Annotated in this window: 8 protein-coding genes; 6 read left to right on the top strand and 2 right to left on the bottom strand. The window is 30.4% G+C overall.

Annotated features, from left to right (window positions below):
• The first annotated feature begins 8 nt into the window (after positions 1-8).
• The 5 genes from MDIS_RS02630 to MDIS_RS02610 all read left to right on the top strand — a co-directional run bounded on the left by MDIS_RS02630 (position 9) and on the right by MDIS_RS02610 (position 13,651).
• The gene (locus MDIS_RS02630) at positions 9-2,000 is read left to right on the top strand and encodes a PTS fructose transporter subunit IIABC (RefSeq protein ID WP_044635517.1); all 1,992 of its coding nucleotides are present in this window, start codon (positions 9-11) and stop codon (positions 1,998-2,000) included.
• Positions 2,000-2,272, top strand: coding sequence for a hypothetical protein (locus MDIS_RS02625; RefSeq protein WP_044635516.1), 273 nt, complete (start codon positions 2,000-2,002; stop codon positions 2,270-2,272). Before MDIS_RS02630 ends, MDIS_RS02625 begins: the two co-directional genes overlap by 1 nt.
• Positions 2,272-3,177: a type I phosphomannose isomerase catalytic subunit gene (locus MDIS_RS02620; protein ID WP_044635515.1), complete on the top strand. Its 906-nt coding sequence runs from the start codon at positions 2,272-2,274 to the stop codon at positions 3,175-3,177. The genes MDIS_RS02625 and MDIS_RS02620 overlap by 1 nt, the downstream gene beginning before the upstream one ends.
• A 512-nt stretch (positions 3,178-3,689) precedes the next feature.
• A complete protein-coding gene (locus MDIS_RS02615; protein ID WP_052506226.1) occupies positions 3,690-8,057 on the top strand; it encodes a P110/LppT family adhesin N-terminal domain in 4,368 nt (1,455 codons plus the stop codon).
• Positions 8,058-8,206: 149 nt separating this feature from the next.
• Positions 8,207-13,651, top strand: coding sequence for a P97 family adhesin (locus MDIS_RS02610; RefSeq protein ID WP_044635514.1), 5,445 nt, complete (start codon positions 8,207-8,209; stop codon positions 13,649-13,651).
• A 475-nt stretch (positions 13,652-14,126) separates the two neighbouring features.
• On the opposite strand, the gene MDIS_RS02605 is transcribed toward MDIS_RS02610, so the two are convergent.
• Complete coding sequence (locus MDIS_RS02605; protein WP_044635513.1) at positions 14,127-15,380, bottom strand: HNH endonuclease signature motif containing protein; 1,254 nt, start codon at positions 15,378-15,380, stop codon at positions 14,127-14,129.
• A 99-nt stretch (positions 15,381-15,479) separates the two neighbouring features.
• Between MDIS_RS02605 and dcm the strand changes: the two genes are divergently transcribed.
• Positions 15,480-17,291, top strand: coding sequence for a DNA (cytosine-5-)-methyltransferase (dcm, locus tag MDIS_RS04115; protein WP_084217543.1), 1,812 nt, complete (start codon positions 15,480-15,482; stop codon positions 17,289-17,291).
• 232 nt (positions 17,292-17,523) lie between these two features.
• On the opposite strand, the gene MDIS_RS02590 is transcribed toward dcm, so the two are convergent.
• Positions 17,524-18,600 carry a DNA adenine methylase gene (locus MDIS_RS02590; RefSeq protein ID WP_084217542.1) on the bottom strand — a complete coding sequence of 359 codons (1,077 nt, stop codon included), beginning with the start codon at positions 18,598-18,600 and terminating at the stop codon, positions 17,524-17,526.
• Positions 18,601-18,659: the final 59 nt, after the last annotated feature.

Below are 18,659 nucleotides of genomic sequence, written 5' to 3'. Positions count from 1 at the left end.
AAAGTAAAATGGAAATTTTTGAAAAAGATTTTGTTTTTCTCTTGCAAAATTTAAAAACAAAAGACGAAGTTTTTGAATTCATTGCCAAACAGTCGCTAAAATTAAACATTGCTACTGATGAAAAACAAATTATCAAAGATTTACAAAACCGCGAGTCGCAAATTCCGACTGGTCTTGAATCAGGTTTTGCAATTCCACATACCCAAAGTGAGTCGGTATTAAAACCAGCTTTGTTTTTCATCTCCCTAAAAGATGGAATTGACTGACAAACTTTTGATAATAGTCTTGCAAAATACCTTTTTTGCATTTTATTACCAAAAAACGGCTTTGATGAAGCGCAAGTTAATGTTCTTGCTAAAATCGCTTCACTAATTTTGGATCCCAAAGTTAAGGAAATTTTAAAATCTACTGAGGTCGATTTTGTTTTTGCAAATCTTGCAAAGCATTTTCAAGAAAAACTAGCAATTAAAGATAGTGAAAATAAAGAAGAAAATTTTGCTAATTTAGAAAAAGTAGTTGCAATTACTTCTTGTACAGTCGGAATTGCCCATACTTATTTAGCCGCCGAAAAATTAGAAACCGCACTAAAAACTAGCGGTTATCATCCAAAAATTGAAACCCGCGGCTCTGTTGGTCCGAAAAATATTCTTAGCGAATCTGATATTAAACAGGCAAAATTTGTCATTATTGCCGCCGATGTCGAAATTGATACTAGTGCATTTTGAGGTAAAAAAGTTTATTTTACCAACACAAAAGATGCAATTCACCAACCGAAAAAAGTGATTGAAAATGCGGAAAAAGCACCTATTTTAAAGGCTAATTTAGCAAAAGAGTCACAAAAAGAGACAAAATCACAACAGGGCAGTTTCATCAAACACATCATGACGGGAATTTCTTATATGATTCCTTATGTTGTTTTTGGCGGAATTATGATCGCGCTTTCACTTGGAATTGGAAAAGCAATTTATGGGAATAATTCTGCAGCACCAAAAGGCGATTTTCTCTGGTGGATGTTAGAAATTGGTCTAATTGCCTTTAAAATTATGATCGGCGTTCTTGGCGCTTATATCGCCTATTCAATTGCTGGCCGATCAGCACTTGCCCCTGGATTTATTGTCGCCACGGTCGCCAATTCTAACGATCTTTTCTACGGAATTGGCGGCATTTCGGTGCAAACACCGATGGGTTTTATCGGTGCCGTTTTATTTGGTTTGCTTGTCGGAATTAGTGTCAAATATTTAAATACTCTGAAAATCCAGAAATCTTTTAGCGCAATAATGCCGATTTTTGTCATCCCGATTGGTGTTAGTCTTTTTTGGTCTTTAATGGCAATTTTTGTTATCGGTGCGCCAATTGGGTATGTTCTTGACAAATTTATCGAAGCACTTAAGTCGGTTTTTAATAACAAAGATGGTGTCGGAATCGGTATTGCCTTTCTTTTAGGACTTTTACTCGGCGGAATGGCTGGTTTTGATATGGGAGGTCCAGTTAACAAAGTTGCTTTTCTTACCTCGACTGCCCTTGTTTCTACCAAAATTTATGAACCAATGGGAATGATGGCAGCAGCAATTCCAGTTGCCCCATTTGGAATGGGGATTGCGACTTTAATTTGACGGAAAAAATTTAGCCAGGAAGAAAAATCACTCGGCATTTCGGCGCTAGTTATGGGTTTTATCGGTATTTCTGAGGGTGCAATTCCATTTGCAATCGCCGATCCAAAACGGGTAATTACTGCCAATGTAATTGGATCTGCAGTTGCTGGTGGACTTGCTGGAATTCTTGCTGTTACAAATCAGGCGGGTCATGGTGGTCCGATTGTGGCAGTTTTAGGCGCAATTGGTTCACTAAAACACGGCGTTGGACTCGGAATTGCTTTCTTCTTTTTGTCAGTAATTGTTGGAAGTCTAACTACGACATTAATTTATGGCTTTTTGAAAAATCGTAGTTTTAATATTTTTGACCGTAGTAATAAAAAATTCGCTAAAAAAGGAGTAAAATAATGAAAATTGGAAAAATTAAGAATAAAACGATCCTTTTTATTAGTTTAGCTCTTGGTTTGATTTTATTGATAACTGGCATTATTTTAATGGCAGTTGGCGCTCCTGAATATCAAAATTTCATTAAAGAAACAATTGATCGAAAAAAAGATGCTCTTCATAGCGAAATTTTTGTCTACGGTGTTTTTTCATTAGTTCTTGGAATTTTACTTGCAATTCTTAGCGCTTTTATTGCAAACGATGTATTTAATAAAAAATTAAGACAGCAAAACTAATGAAAAACAAGATTTTTTTCCTAAAACCTTACCAAAAAGAAACTTTATGAGCGGGTAAAAATCTTCAAAATCATTTAAAATCTGATAAGAAAATCGGCGAACTTTGGTTAATTTCAGCCCAAGAAAATGCTGAATCGATTATCGATTCAATTCCGCTTTCAGAATTTTATAAGAAAAATCCTGATTTTTTTTCCAATTACCACGCAAAAGTCTATCCTAATTTGCACAAAATTATTGATGCTGGGCAAAAATTAAGTTTGCAAGTCCACCCTGATAATGAAATTGCCGCTGAATTTAATAGTTTGGGCAAAGATGAGGCTTGATTTGTACTAAATTCTAATCAAAACCCGTTTTTAATTGGTGTTAAACCTCTTAATTTTACTAATGAAATTAGTAAAATTAACTTAAAAAATATAGAAAATTATTCTAATTTCTATAAACTTGAAAAAAACGACTTTGTCTACATAAATGCCGGAATTGTCCATTCAATTCCAGAAAATTCCCTTGTTTATGAAATTCAACAAAATAGCGATCTCACTTTTCGGATTTATGACTTTGACCGTTTAGATCATACAGGCAAAAAACGAGAATTACATCTTGATTTAGCAAAAAGAGCGATAAAAACTGGAATAATTCCGAAAATTGTTAAAAAAACTGATGAAAAACAGCAAGTTTTAGTACAAAATAGTTTCTTTAATTTAAAAAGAGTTAAGATTTCAAAGACTTTTTCTTTAAATCCAGATCCGATAGTTTTTTGATTTGAAATTATTATCATTGAAGGTCAAGGGACAATTTCTGGAATTGAATTTCAAGTTTTTGATACAATTCTTGTTAGTGGTAAAATTATTGAGCCAATTATTTTCAAGGCTGAAAATGCTACAATTTTGATTAATAAGGTAAAATAAAAATCTTTAAAATCAGTAAAAAAGCTATCAAAACCGATGTTTTTAATCAACCTTAACGCCATTAGCACAAGTTAATGGCGTTTTAATTTTATTGACTTTTTGCTAATGTTTTGTGCTTTAAGCGGAATCTGTTTTGATAAAGTTTATCATAAACTTAAATAATATATAATTAAATTAAATTTCTATTTAGAAAATCGGTAAAATTTTAAAACACAAAATTATAAACATTCCCAATAAAACAGTAAATTAAAATTAAAACTCAAATTTATTGAGAAAGAAAAATTGAAAAATTCTTAAAATTTTTTGCTTATGCCTGTATAATTTTTTATGATTTGATTAATTTAGAAAAGCTAGAAGTAAGTTTCTAGTTAGAATTGATAAATAAAAAAAAATTATAAAAAACTTTTTAAAACTGAAAAATAACATATAATTTTGTTTTTGAATTTAAATTCAACAAATCGAAAAATAAAAAATAAAAAAAATTTAATTCTTTTTGGTATAATTTTAGCATTATGAAAAAACAAATTCGCAACAAAGTATTAATCGTTTTAGCAGGCCTAAGTTTTGTCGGAATAACTGCGGGAGTCGGAGTCGGAGTTCAAAAATCAGCTCTTCGTTCTTCGTATCTTGCTCAATTTGATAATGATAAGTCCGAAACGGAATTACAGCCGCCAATAAACGATGCTGAACTAGCCGGTGTGATCAGCAATTTTAGTTTAAAGCCTGAATGAAGTAAAATTTCTGCTGCCCAGGCTTTTAAATTACACAAAGATCCTTTATACGCTTTTAAATTAAGTCAGGCCGTTGATTTTTCGAAAATTGATAAGAAATTTTCGAATTTATTTTTTAATATTCAAGTAAATGAGAATACTACTGTTGAAGGTAATGCAATCAAAAATCTAACCGTTTTTGTTTTTGATAATATTACAAAAAAAGAAGTAGCAACTCGTGCTTTTAAAACCGATTTAAGCGGATTCAGCAGTGTTGCAAAAGAAGATTTTATCGATAATTTTATCGCTGATTCTTCAACTTATGATCTTGATAAATCGTTACTAAAAACTAATTTTGCTACCGAAGCAGTTCTACCTTCGGCTTTTTCCATTAAATTTCAAGATCAACTATTAACACATCTACGAAAAATCTCCCCACAAAGTTTTGAGACTCCAAAAACAACCCAAGTAAGTGCAATTAGCAATTTAGCAACTGAATTTCAGCAGCAAAATGGGCAAGACAGCGGGAATTCTAATGGGAACCAAGGCGGATCATCAAGTCAAAATAATCCTCAAAGTGGCGGGAATTCTAATGGAAACAACCAAGGAGGATCATCAAGTCAAAATAATCCTCAAAGTGGCGGGAATTCTAATGATGGACAAAATTCTGGAGGATCTGGAGGATCTGGAGGATCTGGAGGATCTACCCAAACTGATGGAAATCAAAGTCAAACTGATCAAACCGGCGGAGCCGGACAAGGTCAGGGAAGCGAAGCCCAAAAACCTAATGAGGAAACTCCAAAAGAGGTTGAACCTAAAAAAGAGGAATCTCCATCCAGCAAACTTGTTATTTCTAACGAAAATCTTGCAAGCGCACTTGCTGATACTCTAAAAACTTTTGGCGGACTTAAATTAGTAGCAGCTTCTGGTCTTCAAGGTTTAATTCCAAATGATTATACTTTGTTGCCAGTATCTTCTGATAAATCTTTAGTTAAAGTTGTTGCTGACGATCAAGCCGGAACAGCAAAAATTTCTTTAAAATTATTAGATAAAAGTAACCAAGAAAAACTAATTGAACTACAAATTACCGGACTTAGTTCAGTTGGTGCAATTAAAGATGCAATTTCTGCAAAAATTACAAGAAACCAAAGTGCTTATTTAACTTTAAGACCTCAAGTTGCGGAATATTTCAAAAAAAATCAAACTAAAAATATTAGTGAGTTAATTTCAAGTTTTTCAAAACATAAAGATAAACTAGATGGATACAAAAAACAACTTGGTGATAAATATAAAGACAAAGATTTAATTGAAGAACTTCTTAAACAGTTAAAAGAAAGACAGCAACAAACAACACAACAACCAGAAGAACAACAAGTAAGCGTTTCTACAACTTCTACTACAGAGTTCCAACAACAACAACAAAGTGGCGGAAATTCTAACGGAAACAACCAAGGCGGATCACCAAACCAAAATAATGGACAGAGTGATTCAAGTTCAAGTTCAGAATCTCAAAGTCAAACTCAAACTCAAGGTTCAGGTTCAAGTTCAGGAACTCAAACTCAAAGTCAAGGTTCAAATTCAGGAACTCAAACTCAAAGTCAAGGTTCAAATTCAGGAACTCAAACTCAAAGTCAAGGTTCTGGAACTACTCCTGAAAAAGAAAAAGAAAAAAATGATTTAGTTAAAAAGTTTTTAGCTGATTTTGATGGTGCTTCTGCTTCTCTTTTCGGTGTTTTTGGTAATAATTACGAAACCTTTCCAAAAGATAGCGAAGGTAAAATTATTTTCCCCGATAAAGCTGATTTTTGGTTTGATTTAAAAGATAAAAAATTAGAATATCAAAATTACAAATTTAGTTTTTCAATTCCAGAACAAAAAGATAAAAACGATCCTAACAAACTTACATTAAATTTAGATATTCATCCAAGTCAAGATCTAAAATTAGAAGTTGATGAAAAGAATCGTCAATATATTGATGTTCCAGAACAGGCACAATATTTTGAATATGATAAAAGCGGGAAGAAAAAAATCGAAGGCGTATTAGTGCCAGTTCAGACAGATGCTGCTTCTTCAACAGAAACTAATTCAGTTTTTGCTCAAGACCGTCGTTATTCAGGGTTTACTTTCAAAAAATGAAGTTATCCAATCGAAATTGATCTTCGAGGTACAAAAGTACAACAAGAACTTGCCAAATTAGTTGGTAATTTTCATCAAGCTGAATTAAATAAGAAAAATCGTTATCAATTATTTGATTATGATTTAGATAAAATCTTTAAAACTGCAAAATTAGAAAACTGGTTTAGTTTATCTGATGCTGAAAAAAATCAAGCAAAAACTTACTTAAAAGCATCACTAAATTCTATTAGTGAAGAATTAGAATTACCAAAAAAAGTTGAAGAACCTAAAGTCGATCAAGAACAAAAACAACCAGAAACTCCAGCAGCGCCAACAGCTCCAGCTCCAGCAACGCCAGCTCCAGCAACGCCAGCTCCAGCAGCACCAGCACCATCAGCGCCAAATTCATCAACTCAAACCCAATCTGGAAATTCAGGATCAAGCGCTGGAACTGGAACTCAAGGTTCAGGTCAAAGTTCTAGTTCACAAAATGGATCTGCTTCTCAATCTTCTTCAGGAACTGCTGCCGTTCAATCTTCTTCATCTGTTTCTGTTAAAGTTCAAAATTTCCAACAAGAATCAACTGATTCATCTGATTCATCAACTAAAGAACCAGAAAAATTAGCTTTTGGTGATTATTTAATTAAATATTTAGATTTATTTTCAACATTTAAAACTGAACAAGGACAAAAATTAAGTCTAAAAGGCGAATATGATCGTGCAAGTCGAACATATAATTTTGTCTTTGCTGTTCTCGATAGTCAAAATGAGCAAGTTGCATCAGCGTTATTCCAATTACATGGAGTAAATGCAACTAACGTTGCATTTACAAAAGCATTGCCGTATGCGCCTGATGTTTTTGTTGATGGAAGATCTGGGCTTGAATATGAAAAAGATCGTGATAAATCTTATGTTTCAGCATTAAGTTCAATTAATAATACTAATGTCGCTTATGTGGCGAATAAGAAGTGGGTTGAACCTGAAAAAGATATAGATAAAATTCTGAAAGATTTGACAGCTTGATCGCGTACGCCAAGTCGCCCTGATAAAAATAAACATAATTATCCTGAACAGGAAAATGAAAAAGCAGACGATGGAATTAAATTAAACTTCCCATTGCGTTATGATTATAAACGTGAAAATCCGCTTGCTCTCGACTATTCTACTCGTGAACGTGTGGAAAAAACAACATTAACCAAAGGTGTTTTATACTTTGTTTTCCGTCCGGAAAAAGTTCTTCTTGAAAAAGATAAAAATCAATCGTTTGAATTAGAAAAAAAACCTTATAGATTATTATCAACTACAACGGAACAAGCAAAATCCGAATTTGGTTTATCAAGTCTAGAGTTATTTAAAGATAATAATAGTGATAATAATAGTGATAATAATAAATTAAAATTAGGTTGAAGAATTCAACAATCTCGCCCATTAAATACGGAATTTAAAACATTAGTATCTTCACAAATAAGCGCTAAAAATCTTGGTCTTGTTCTTTTAGAAGATAATAAAAAAGAAGAAAATAACAACCAATGACTTCCAGCACCTAAAAAATATGAACACAAACATTCGGAGGAGCCGTCTAGCGAAGAACCAGTAGAAATTAAAACCACCGACTCTAAATTGGTAAATGATCTACAGTTAAAACAGACAAGCCCATCTGATTCATTAGAAAATTATCTTGGAAAAACTTGGCTTTTAGAATTACAAATTACTTCTAATTCAGTGGTACTTACAATAATTCCAGAACAACAAACAAGTGGTGGAAAACTAAAAGTTTGAAGATCAGAAATTGGTCCAAGGTTTAATTCAGAAATAAACAAAGATCCAGAAACAGATTCAGGACAAATTTTTGGTCGTGGTTTTGATTTTGGTCAAATTGGTGATTTTGTAGAAAGTAACTCTGAAGAAGATGGAGACACTGGTCAACAAAAAACAAACAAGCCAGGAATGACTTTTAAAGCGCTTGCTGTTTTTAGAGGTGATAGACTTTTAAATGATGCAACATCAAGAAACCAAATGCGTCAAGCCTTTATTGATCAATATTTTAAAAAATAAAAGCAAAATATAGCAAAATTAAGTAAATATATATAATTTTTATCTAAAAATTGATAAATTTATAATAAAAAGCAATTTAATTTGTAATTAAAAATTAAATATTTTTAAGTTTTACTATCTTTAATTTTAAGAAAAACTTGGAGGTTTTCATGAAAAAGAAGAAATCATCATTATTATTAGCAACGGCGGCTTCGATTATCGGGATAACGGTTTTTGGAACTGTTGTTGGTCTTGCATCAAAAGTTAAATATCGTGGCGTCAATCCAACTCAGGGCGTAATTTCACAATTAGGATTAATTGATTCAGTTGCTTTTAAACCTTCTGTTGCCCATTTTACAAGCGATTATAATACTGTTAAAAAAGCAATTTTAGGGGATAAAACTTTTAATGCTTCAAGTGCTGAATTTGCCGATTTTGTTAATAAATTTGATTTTCTTACAAATAATGGCAATACAGTTTTAGCTATTCCGAAAAAATACCAAGTTGTAATTCAAAGTTTTACCGCCGAAGATGATAAACAAAGATTTCGTTTATCTTTTTATCTAAAAGAAACCTTAGCTGATGGCAATGTTGCCCAGTCAGCAACAAAAACAATTTATTTATCTCCAGTTGATGCCCCAAAAGCCGCGCTTGCGCAATATTCTCACATCGTTGATAACAATTTTGCAAATTTAATCCAAAATCCTTTATCTCATTTTTCATCTTCTTCTGTAAAACCTTTAGGACTAACTAGATCTGCTGATTTTGCTAAAAAATTAAACGAATTCCAAAATGAAGATGATTTAAAATCTTATCTTTCAAAGTTTTTTGATATCGAAACTTTGAAAGCAAATATTCGTTTGCAGGCGCAAGGTTTTGGTTTTGCCAAAGGTGATCTCGAAGAGCCTTTTGTTTATAGTTTTGTGAAAAATCCGCAAAATTCTAATGAATTTGCGACTAATTTAGATCAAGAAGTAAACACTGTTCGTCTTTATCTTAAAACCGAATTTAGCCCTGAGGCAAAAGCTGCTTTAAAAGATTATAAGGCAAAAGATGAATCTTATACAACTGCAATTGATCTAAAAGCAGTTAATAACACAACATTGTTTGCTAATAATACCGATTTAGAATCACAATTAGATGTTAATTTACTTGATGCTGCTGATTATTACGGAATTGGTGATCGAAAAATCAATGACAACAGTGAAGTTGAAAAATTACCCGAAGCTTTCCAAACTTTAAAACAACGCGATGAATCTCGTCTTTCATCTAGTGATCGAACATTACCAAAATTCTCGCTATTTTCTTATGATGCACTAACTTTTTACCAACAAATGCAAGAGTTAGTCGCAAAACCAGAAGCAATTAAAGATATAATTGATGCTTCATTAGAACGCGGACTTACTTTTTCTTTTGGTAAATACGATTTGTTATTCGATGATTTACGCCAACATTTAGATTATCAATTTTTAGTATCAGAAGCAAAAATTAAACAAAATTCTTTATCAAAGAAATTGTTTATTGAAATCCCAATTAAAATTAAGTTAATGTCTTCAATATTTGGCGATTCTGGTTCTGATAAAAAAGTAGTTTTAGAAAAAACTGTCTCATTTAAATTAGATAATTTCCGTAACGTTTCAATTGAAAAAGCATTTGGAGTTTTATACCCGGGTGTAGACGAAGAACTGAAAAAAGCTAAAGAAGAGCAAGAAAAAGCTAAGGCAATAGAAAAAGGTAGCGCATCACAATTATCTTCAACCACCGACGAAGACGACGAAGACGAAGATGAAAAACCAGTTGATTCACCAATACAATTCCAACCTGATGTTGAAAAATTAGCAATTGGATCTAGTGCTTTAAAACCTTACGAAATCCTTCTTAATCATCCTGATAAATATTTACTAGCAAAATCAGAAATTAACGAATTAATAAAAGCAAAAAATTACCAGAAATTAGCCGAATTAATTTCCGATTCTTCAACTTATAACGTTCCTTTACGTTTAAAAGATGAACTTTTTAATAATAATGTCAAAATTCCTTCAAGCAAGGAAATTGAAAATGCTAATTTTGCAGTCGATGAAACTGATGCGACTGTTTTTTCTAAAATTTATTCAGCTTCTTCTTCAGTTTTCCAAAATAAAACTTCACTTTATGCTTATTATCGTTACCTTTTATCACTTAGTCCAAAAGAAACAATTGAGCAACTTGTAAAACTTGCCAAAAAAGTTGGTCTTAAATTCGAAGGTTATGAAAATTTACCAATTGATTTTAATCTCGAAGATTTAAAAAACGTTAAAATTACAACTAATCTCGACAACCGTAATTCTGGTGAATCTAGTGGTTCAAATGACGGAATTAAATTTGGGTTAACTTTATTAGATTTTAACAATTATTTTGCAAACGATGTTAAAAAAGCCGAAGAAGGTCTTCCAATATTTTTACCAGCGAAATTAACTGATGATTCTAGTTCTTCAAATACTTCCAAAAATTGAAGAGAACAAATAATTGAAGAATTCAAGAACCAAAATCAGCAAGATCAATTAGGACAATTACCATTAAAAGTTTGGCAAAAAATTATTGGCGATGAAAAAGAACAAGATGTTCAAAAAACCGTTAAACAAAAGATTTTTAAAAAATTCCAAGAGTCATTAACAACTTCTAGAAAAGCTAGTTTTTGAAATGATTCTTCTTCAGGTTCAGATTCATCAACAAAAGAACCATTTAAAAATTCTGATTTTGCACAAATTAGCAATCTTCAAGATTTAGTATTTGCCTTTTATTCTTCAGCGGCACTTGCCGATAATTGGAAAAATTACCAACAAAACGGGGCAAAACCAGCAATTATTTTTGAAGCCGAAGATGAAAAAGAAAATAAAGATGCAAATGTTTACCAGTTAAAATTCCACTATGCAATCGGTTTTGCCGATAATGCTGGTAAATTTAATGAAGATGTAATTAAGTCATCAACAAGAACAATTTATCTAAAAACTTCCGGTAGATCAAAAGCGGAAGTTAGTGCAATTAAACAACTAAATGAGACAATCCAAAATGCTCCTTTAGGAATTCAAAACGTTTTCCTTGACTCGGAAAAATTTGCAGTCTTGCAAACACTTGCAAGTTCAATTGCTGAAAAAAATAATCCGCAAGTTGAAGAAGAAATTGACAAACCCAAACCCGATGACACAACCTGAGTCCACGATGAAATTAAAAGACCAGAGATCCCCCAAATTCAAGAAGAAAAACAACCAGATTGATTTGAAGGGAAACTCAAAAATCAGCAAGTAGATAATAATAGCCAAAGTTCAACCCCGACAAAAGTAGCAGTCTCAACTTTTGCCAACATTAGTGAAAGTCCCTTTTTTAGTACTAATTTCCAAGATAGTCAAAATCAAGATAATGCTAATAAAGCTGAAACAGATCAGTCAAATAATAATCAAGCTAAAAAAGAAGCAGCGCTACTTAAAGAAAAGTTAGCAATTTTATTAGGTCAGCAATTTATTCAATATTACCAATTAGCAGGCGAGCAAGTTGAATTTGAAATTCAAAAAGTTGAAAAACTTAGTCAAACTAGTTTTAAAGTTGAATTTAAACTAGCAAAAACCGTTAATGATAATAATGTGATCGCAAAAGTTGTCTCTGATGAATCAATGACATTAATTGTTAATACCGCGCTAACAAAAGCGCCAGAATTAGCTAAAAAGGCACAAGTTTCTGATACTGAATGACTAGCTCAGTATAATCCCCAAAATCCGCTTGCGGCTAAAACTAAATTTACCTTAGAATTCAAAGAAAAGATTCCCCTTGATGAAAAAGGGGCACCAACCTCAGAATGACTTGCTTCAGTACCAGTGGTAATTCACCAACAATTATTGAAACTAACCCCGGTGGTGAAGTCGATGAATGATGTGCGAATTGAGTTAAGCAGCAGTAAAAAAGATCTTGAACGAAAAGAAGACAGTGATTCTAGTTCTTCTTTAGCAGAAGATAAAAATTACTACATCCTCAATCCGCTAACAAAAACTCATTGACTAACATTAAATAATGCAATTAATAATGATTCTAATTTCAAAATTGAAAATTTAAAGGTTAAAGAAAATAATCAAATCGAATTCGATCTTCGTGCTAATAATATTAAAAGATTAATTAATACACCAATAACATTTTCTGGTTATAGTCCGTTTACTGAAGGAACAGCTTTACAAACCCCTGAAATTAGAAATCAAATTCTTAATGATATTAACAAAGAAATTAGTAAAGAAAATTTCAACCAGATTTTTGTTGGATTAAATAAAGAAAATCAAACAAATCCTTCGCAGTCTTACGTAATGATTAAACCAAAATATATTCTCGAGCGCACCGTCGGTGTTCCTTGAGCAACCGGATATGATGGCTATGAGGGGGAAGAGAAGGATTTGATAACACAATATCAAGAAGGATATTTGAGAAAAAGAGACTATATTGATCTTCTAGGTTTAAAAAACACCGAATATACTGAAAAAGTCGGTCTGTCAGTTAAAGTTTTTGACCCGGATAATGTTTTAGGTGAAATTAAAAGTCAAAATAGTAATAAAAATAAAGAAGAAATAAAACTAAAATCTTACGATCTTTACAACGATCCTGAACAAGAAGATGGGAAAAAACTTGCAAAAGGATGGACAAATATCCACCCAAATCAGCGCGTAATTCAAAATGAAAACCAAAAATTACCAGAAAATTATTTAAATGTAATTTTAAACAAACCTTGAAAAGTAACTTTATATAATTCAAGTGATTTTATTAGTAATTTATTCTCTCAACCGGATAATAAAACTAAATTTAAAAAAGTAGTTGCTCGAAAAGTTAATAATAATTTTGTTGACTGGGGAACAGCGTATTTAACGCTTTGATATCCGCAAAACTTAATTCAGCAACAACCGAATATAATTAGTGCCAATATTGATCAGTTGTTATTAAAAGATCATATGGAGTTAAAAAATAATCAAAAATTAATTGCGCCAAATATTACGCAATGATGACCAAATATTCAGAATTTCACTGAAGCGAAAGTTAAGACTGAAAAGAATGATAATCTTAAAAGTGAAATTAGTGTTCCCCAAGAAAAGATTCATGATAAGTCTATCGTTTGAGCCAAATTCAAATTCGACGGATTCACCCTTCAAGCTCTAAAGTCAAAATTCCGTCGTAAATCACGTACTTTTACATTAACAACAACGGTTCCGACTCCTTTGCAAAAATATAGTATTGACTTCAAAAAAGAAGACTGAAGATTAGTTTTCCAAAATGAAGAAAACCAAATTGCGATGTTACGTGCTGAAGAAGACACACAATCTAATGATAAGAAAAAATGGATTGAATTCAAAGTAAGAATTCCTGATGAAATGTTTAGTTCAAATGTTAGATTCGTTGGCGTGATGAAACAAACTGAGAATCAAGCACAATGACTTCCAATTGTTAATACTTCGAGAATTTTTGACTATCGGGGAATTAATGATCCAAGTGGTACTGAACTTTTTGGTGCTAAAAAATACAAAGACATCAAAGGTCTTGGTCTCACTAATAACGCTTTTAACAATGTTTTTAAAGAATTTAATATTCACCGAAAAACAATAAAATAAATATTTAGAATTTCTAAATTAGTTATTAATAAATTAGGTTAATAAAAAAACCACCTATTTATATTATAATCATAATTATAAATTTAAATTAAACATCTCCAATTAAAACATAAATAAGAAGAAAAAATGAGACACACCTTGCAAGGTGTGTCTCATTTTTTCTTCTCTCTTCTCTCTTCTCTCTTCTCTCTTCTTTTTTTTTACTCTTTCAGCTTCTCCTCCTTATTTTTGTTCTGTTGTTTTCTTCTTTAGGTTCTTTTCCCTTTTATTTTCTTTTTCAAATATCTCTTGCTCTAATTTTATTTTAAGTTATCTTTGTTACTGGCAGAAAACTAAAATCCAGTTAAATAATCGACTTATAATTTTTTAGATCCTTTTTTATTCTCCTAGTACAGTTGACAAAATCACAACTACACAAAAATAAAAAAACCTTTTCATATTAAATTAACATAAAATTAAATAAGTTAATAAATATTTATGCAAGGTTTTTATGAATAAAGTCAATTTTTTCACTAATTGATTCTTTATTTTCGACGAATGAGTTAAGAAAACTTATGAGACTTTTATTTGAATTTTTTAATATCGAATCAATAATTTTTTTCTGATAGTTATTATTTGATCTACCTTTTTTTAAAGCAGAATGACAAACTGGGCACAATTTTACTAGATTTTCGATAATATCAACATTAACTTTTAGATCAGATTGCTTGCTAAATGGCAAGACATGATGAATTTCTAAATATAATTTACCTGTTTTTGGTTGGATAAAACTCCTATTTTCTAATGGATATTCGTCTTTGCAACCAAAACAAAAATGATTTAATAAAATTCTAGCAATTTCTACAACTTTTTGATTTCTAGTATAAAATTTTTCATAAATATTTAAGTTATTTTCAAAAAGTATTTTTCTAATTTTGTTAATTTCATTATTTTTTCTACTTTCATCTCAATCCTGCGATTTTAACTCCCAATTCAGAACGTGTTTTTTATAAAAAATTAGTCGTTCAACAAAGTTGCTGCGTTTAATTTTTTGTTTTGTCTCTGTTTGTTTAAAACGAAACAGATTGTTTTCAAAATTCAAATATTTATAAACATTTATTTTTTTCAAATCATTGCCAAATTTTTCAAAAAACCATTGAAGATTTATGATTCTGATTTGCAAATTTCTTTTATTTTTACCTGTAACATAATCTGGTTGAAGTTCTCTAAAATTAAGGTTCAAGAATTCAATTTCACCAAATGTTAAAAGTAAAGAATATAAATTGTCAATATAATTAATGCTAATATCTTTTTTTCTGATATCTACTGCTCACATTTTTCCAGGAATATCAAGACTGCCTCTAAATGCAAAAAGAGCTAAAAACAAACACTTTTGGAATATATATTCATCACTTTGCTCCTGGTAGTATCATTTCATTATAATTTGGTATATTTTTGTCAAAAAATACTCTCTAGAAATATTTATATCGTTTTCAATAAAACTAAAGTGCTTGTACTTTTCAAATTCAAATTTAAGCCCTGTGTAATTTTCAAAATTTTCATTATTAGTTACTGCAATATCATTATCAAGGACAATGTTTTTATTTTTCAAATTTTTATACTGAATCTCTATTTGAAAATAGCATTTTTCTTCCTTTTGGGTTTTATTGGCTAAATTGAAAAAAATAAAGAAAACTAACTTTAAATTAGCTTCACTAAAACCCAAATTTAACAGTTCTGAAATTTTCATATTTTTATTATAAAACATTTTATAAATAAAATAGAATTATTTAAATACTTTAATGGTAAAATAGGAAAAAATAGCAATTAAGGTGTAAAAATTACTAAAATGGAATTTAGAATACTCGATTTATTTTGCGGTGCTGGTGGATTTTCCCTTGGTTTTGAACAGGTATCTAACTTTAAAACAGTTCTAGCAAACGATATTAGTGATGATGTTCTTAAAACTTTTGCGAAAAATTTTCCAAATACTATAATAATCAAAGGCGACATTTTAAACCCGTTAATTCAAGAGCAAATTATTGAAAAAGCTAAAGAATTGAAGGTTAATATGATCATAGGCGGTCCTCCTTGCCAAGGTTTTTCAAATAAAGGAAAAAAATTAGGTCTTAAAGATCCGCGGAATTTTTTGTTTTTAGAGTATCTAAAACTCGTTAAAGCAATAAGACCAAAAATTTTTATAATTGAAAATGTTAAAACTTTATTAAGTTCAGCAAAAGGATTTTTTATTGAAAAAATTCGCCAAGAAATTGAAAAATTGGGTTATTTTGTTAATTATGATGTTTTGAATTCTTATAATTATGGCATTCCACAAATTAGAGAAAGGGCAATAATCATTGCTTTTAAGGAAAAAATGCTTGAATTTCCTAAGAAATATTCAGAAAAAGTGAGTGTTTTTGATGCAATTTCTGATCTTAGTTATCTTGAGTCAAATCAAGGTGAACATAAAGCAACTTATCTTTTAGAGCCAAAATCGCAATATCAACAACAAATGCGCCTAAATTCGCCAGTTTTATATAATCATAAATCAACAAATCATAGTAAAATTGCTCTTGAAAAGTTAACTTTAATCCCAAAAGAGAAAGGGAAAGAGTTTTTGCCAAAAGAAATGTTAGGAAAACAAAAATTCAAAACAACCTGAGGGAGACTAAAATGAGATCAACCAAGTCCAACAATTGATACCCGTTTTGATACACCTTCAAATGGGACTAACTCACATCCAGTTTTAAATCGTTCAATTACACCAAGAGAAGCGGCTAGATTGCAATCATTTCCAGATAATTTTGAATTTTTAGGTACTAAAACAAGTATTTGCAAGCAAATTGGCAATGCAGTTCCGCCTTTGCTATCAAAGTCGATTGCTTTAAGTCTAATTTTGCAACTTTCAAATAATAACAGTGATAATTTTGCTAATAGAAACTTAGAAACAAAAGAAAATTTGGAATTATATAATGATGATGCCCTTGAAATTATTAATGATTTTTTGGATAAAAAATTAAAAGTTGATCATATAATTACTGATCCACCTTATAATATTTCCCAAAAAAACAGTTTTTCAACATTGAATAAAAACACAAAAAGAAATGGGATTGACTTTGGCATCTGAGATAAAAATTTTGATGTTTTATCTTGGATTTCTAAATATGCAAAATTAGTCAAATCAAATGGTAGTTTTATTGTTTTTTGTTCATTTCGTTATCTTAGTTTTATCATTATAGAACTAGAAAAATCAGGTTTTGTTATAAAAGATGTTATTAAATGAATTAAAACAAACCCGATGCCGCGAAACGTGAAAAGGCGATATGTCCAAGATACAGAATATATAATATGGGCAGTTAGAAAAAGAGCCAAATGAATATTTAACAAACCCGAAAATGTCCCTTATTTAAAGTCTTTTTTTAGTTCTTCAGTTGTTTTAGGTAAAAATAGAACTATTCATCCAACTCAAAAATCACTTGAGCTAATGGAATTTATTTTAAAAGTTCATACTAATGAAAACCAAATAGTTCTCGATCCATTTATGGGTTCAGGAACAACTGGCGTTGCTGCGCTTAAATTAAATCGTAAATTTATCGGGATTGAGAAGGATGAAAACTATTTTGAAATTGCAAAAGTTAGACTTTTAAAACAAAAAGTCTAACTTTTATAACTTAATTTAGCACTCTAGTTTTGTTCTATCATTTAAAAAATGAGCTTGTGTGGTAATTAATTTTTACCGTGTGCGCTAATTAATCCGTTGATACCATAATCATAATACTTTTTTGTCAGTTTCGAATTAATTGAAAATTTATTTTGTTTCATAAAAAACACACCTTTTATGGTGTGTCTCATTTTTTCTTCTTATTTATCCATATATTTTTCCCTTTATTTTTTTAATAGTTTGTAATCAATAAATGATCTACATTTTTTTTATTACGGTTTTTAAAACTTACTGTATAGTTTTTCTTGAAATACTTGATGTTAAAATCTTTGTATAAATCAAGGATAAAATCAGTTTTTTTAATTATTAGCATAAATTTCGCCTTTGTTGTTTTGCAGAAATTTGCAAGTCGGATTTGATCGTTTTGATCAAATGGATTTTGGTCATAGGTTGAAAATTCTGTATCATAAGGTGGGTCTAAAAAAACAAAATCATCTACTTTTGGTTCGTTTTCAAAGAAAAATTTTTCAAAATCAACATTTTCAATTACTGTTCTCTCTAATTTCTTAAGCAAACTTTCTTGTTGCAAAAATTCAATTTTAGCATCTAGATTTTTTTGATCATAACTGATCCCGCCATAAGGAACGTTAAAATCGCCATTTTTATTATAGCGAAACATCGAAGAATAGCAAAAATCGCGGAGATAATAGAAAATAGCAATGCGCAAACTAGGACTTCCGTAGTCAACTTTGTTATAAATTTGTCGATAAAAACTATACAAACTTGAAGCAATGCCGCTATGAATATTTTTCAGAATGTCAATTTCTGATATTTTTTTGTCAATTTTAGTTTCGAGTTTGGAAATTAATTTAAATTTTGGCATTAGTGAATCTGCTAATTTTTCTTGAAAGATCGCAATATTATTGAGATTAAGTTGAACAAAAATACTATTAAATAAAGGACTAAGACTAATTTCTAATCCCTTTTTTCAGTCATAATAAGAGTGAATTAAGCTTTTTTTGTGTTTTTCAACAAAACTAGTAATTAATTTTAAATTAAAATTAATTTTTTCTAACTCTAAAAAAAAGTCATGGTTTTGCCTTTTTATAAATTGATATAATTTTATTAAATCTTGCGAAATATCATTAATAAAGTATTTTTTATAACTCATTTCAAGAAAAACAGAGCCGCCGCCAACAAAAGGTTCGTAATAATTGATTGCAGTTTTTGGCAGATTTTCTTTAATAATTTTAAGTTCGTTTTGTTTACCTCCTGGGTATTTTAACAACGACTTCACTACTTTTTTCATAAAAATTCTCCGATTTTGTTATTGCGCTTTCTTAAATTTTGGGTGTGTATATAATTTTG

This window comes from Mesomycoplasma dispar (assembly GCF_000941075.1).
Taxonomy (GTDB): Bacteria; Bacillota_I; Bacilli_A; order Mycoplasmatales; family Metamycoplasmataceae; genus Mesomycoplasma; species Mesomycoplasma dispar.
This window is presented reverse-complemented; position numbering and strand designations above follow the sequence as displayed.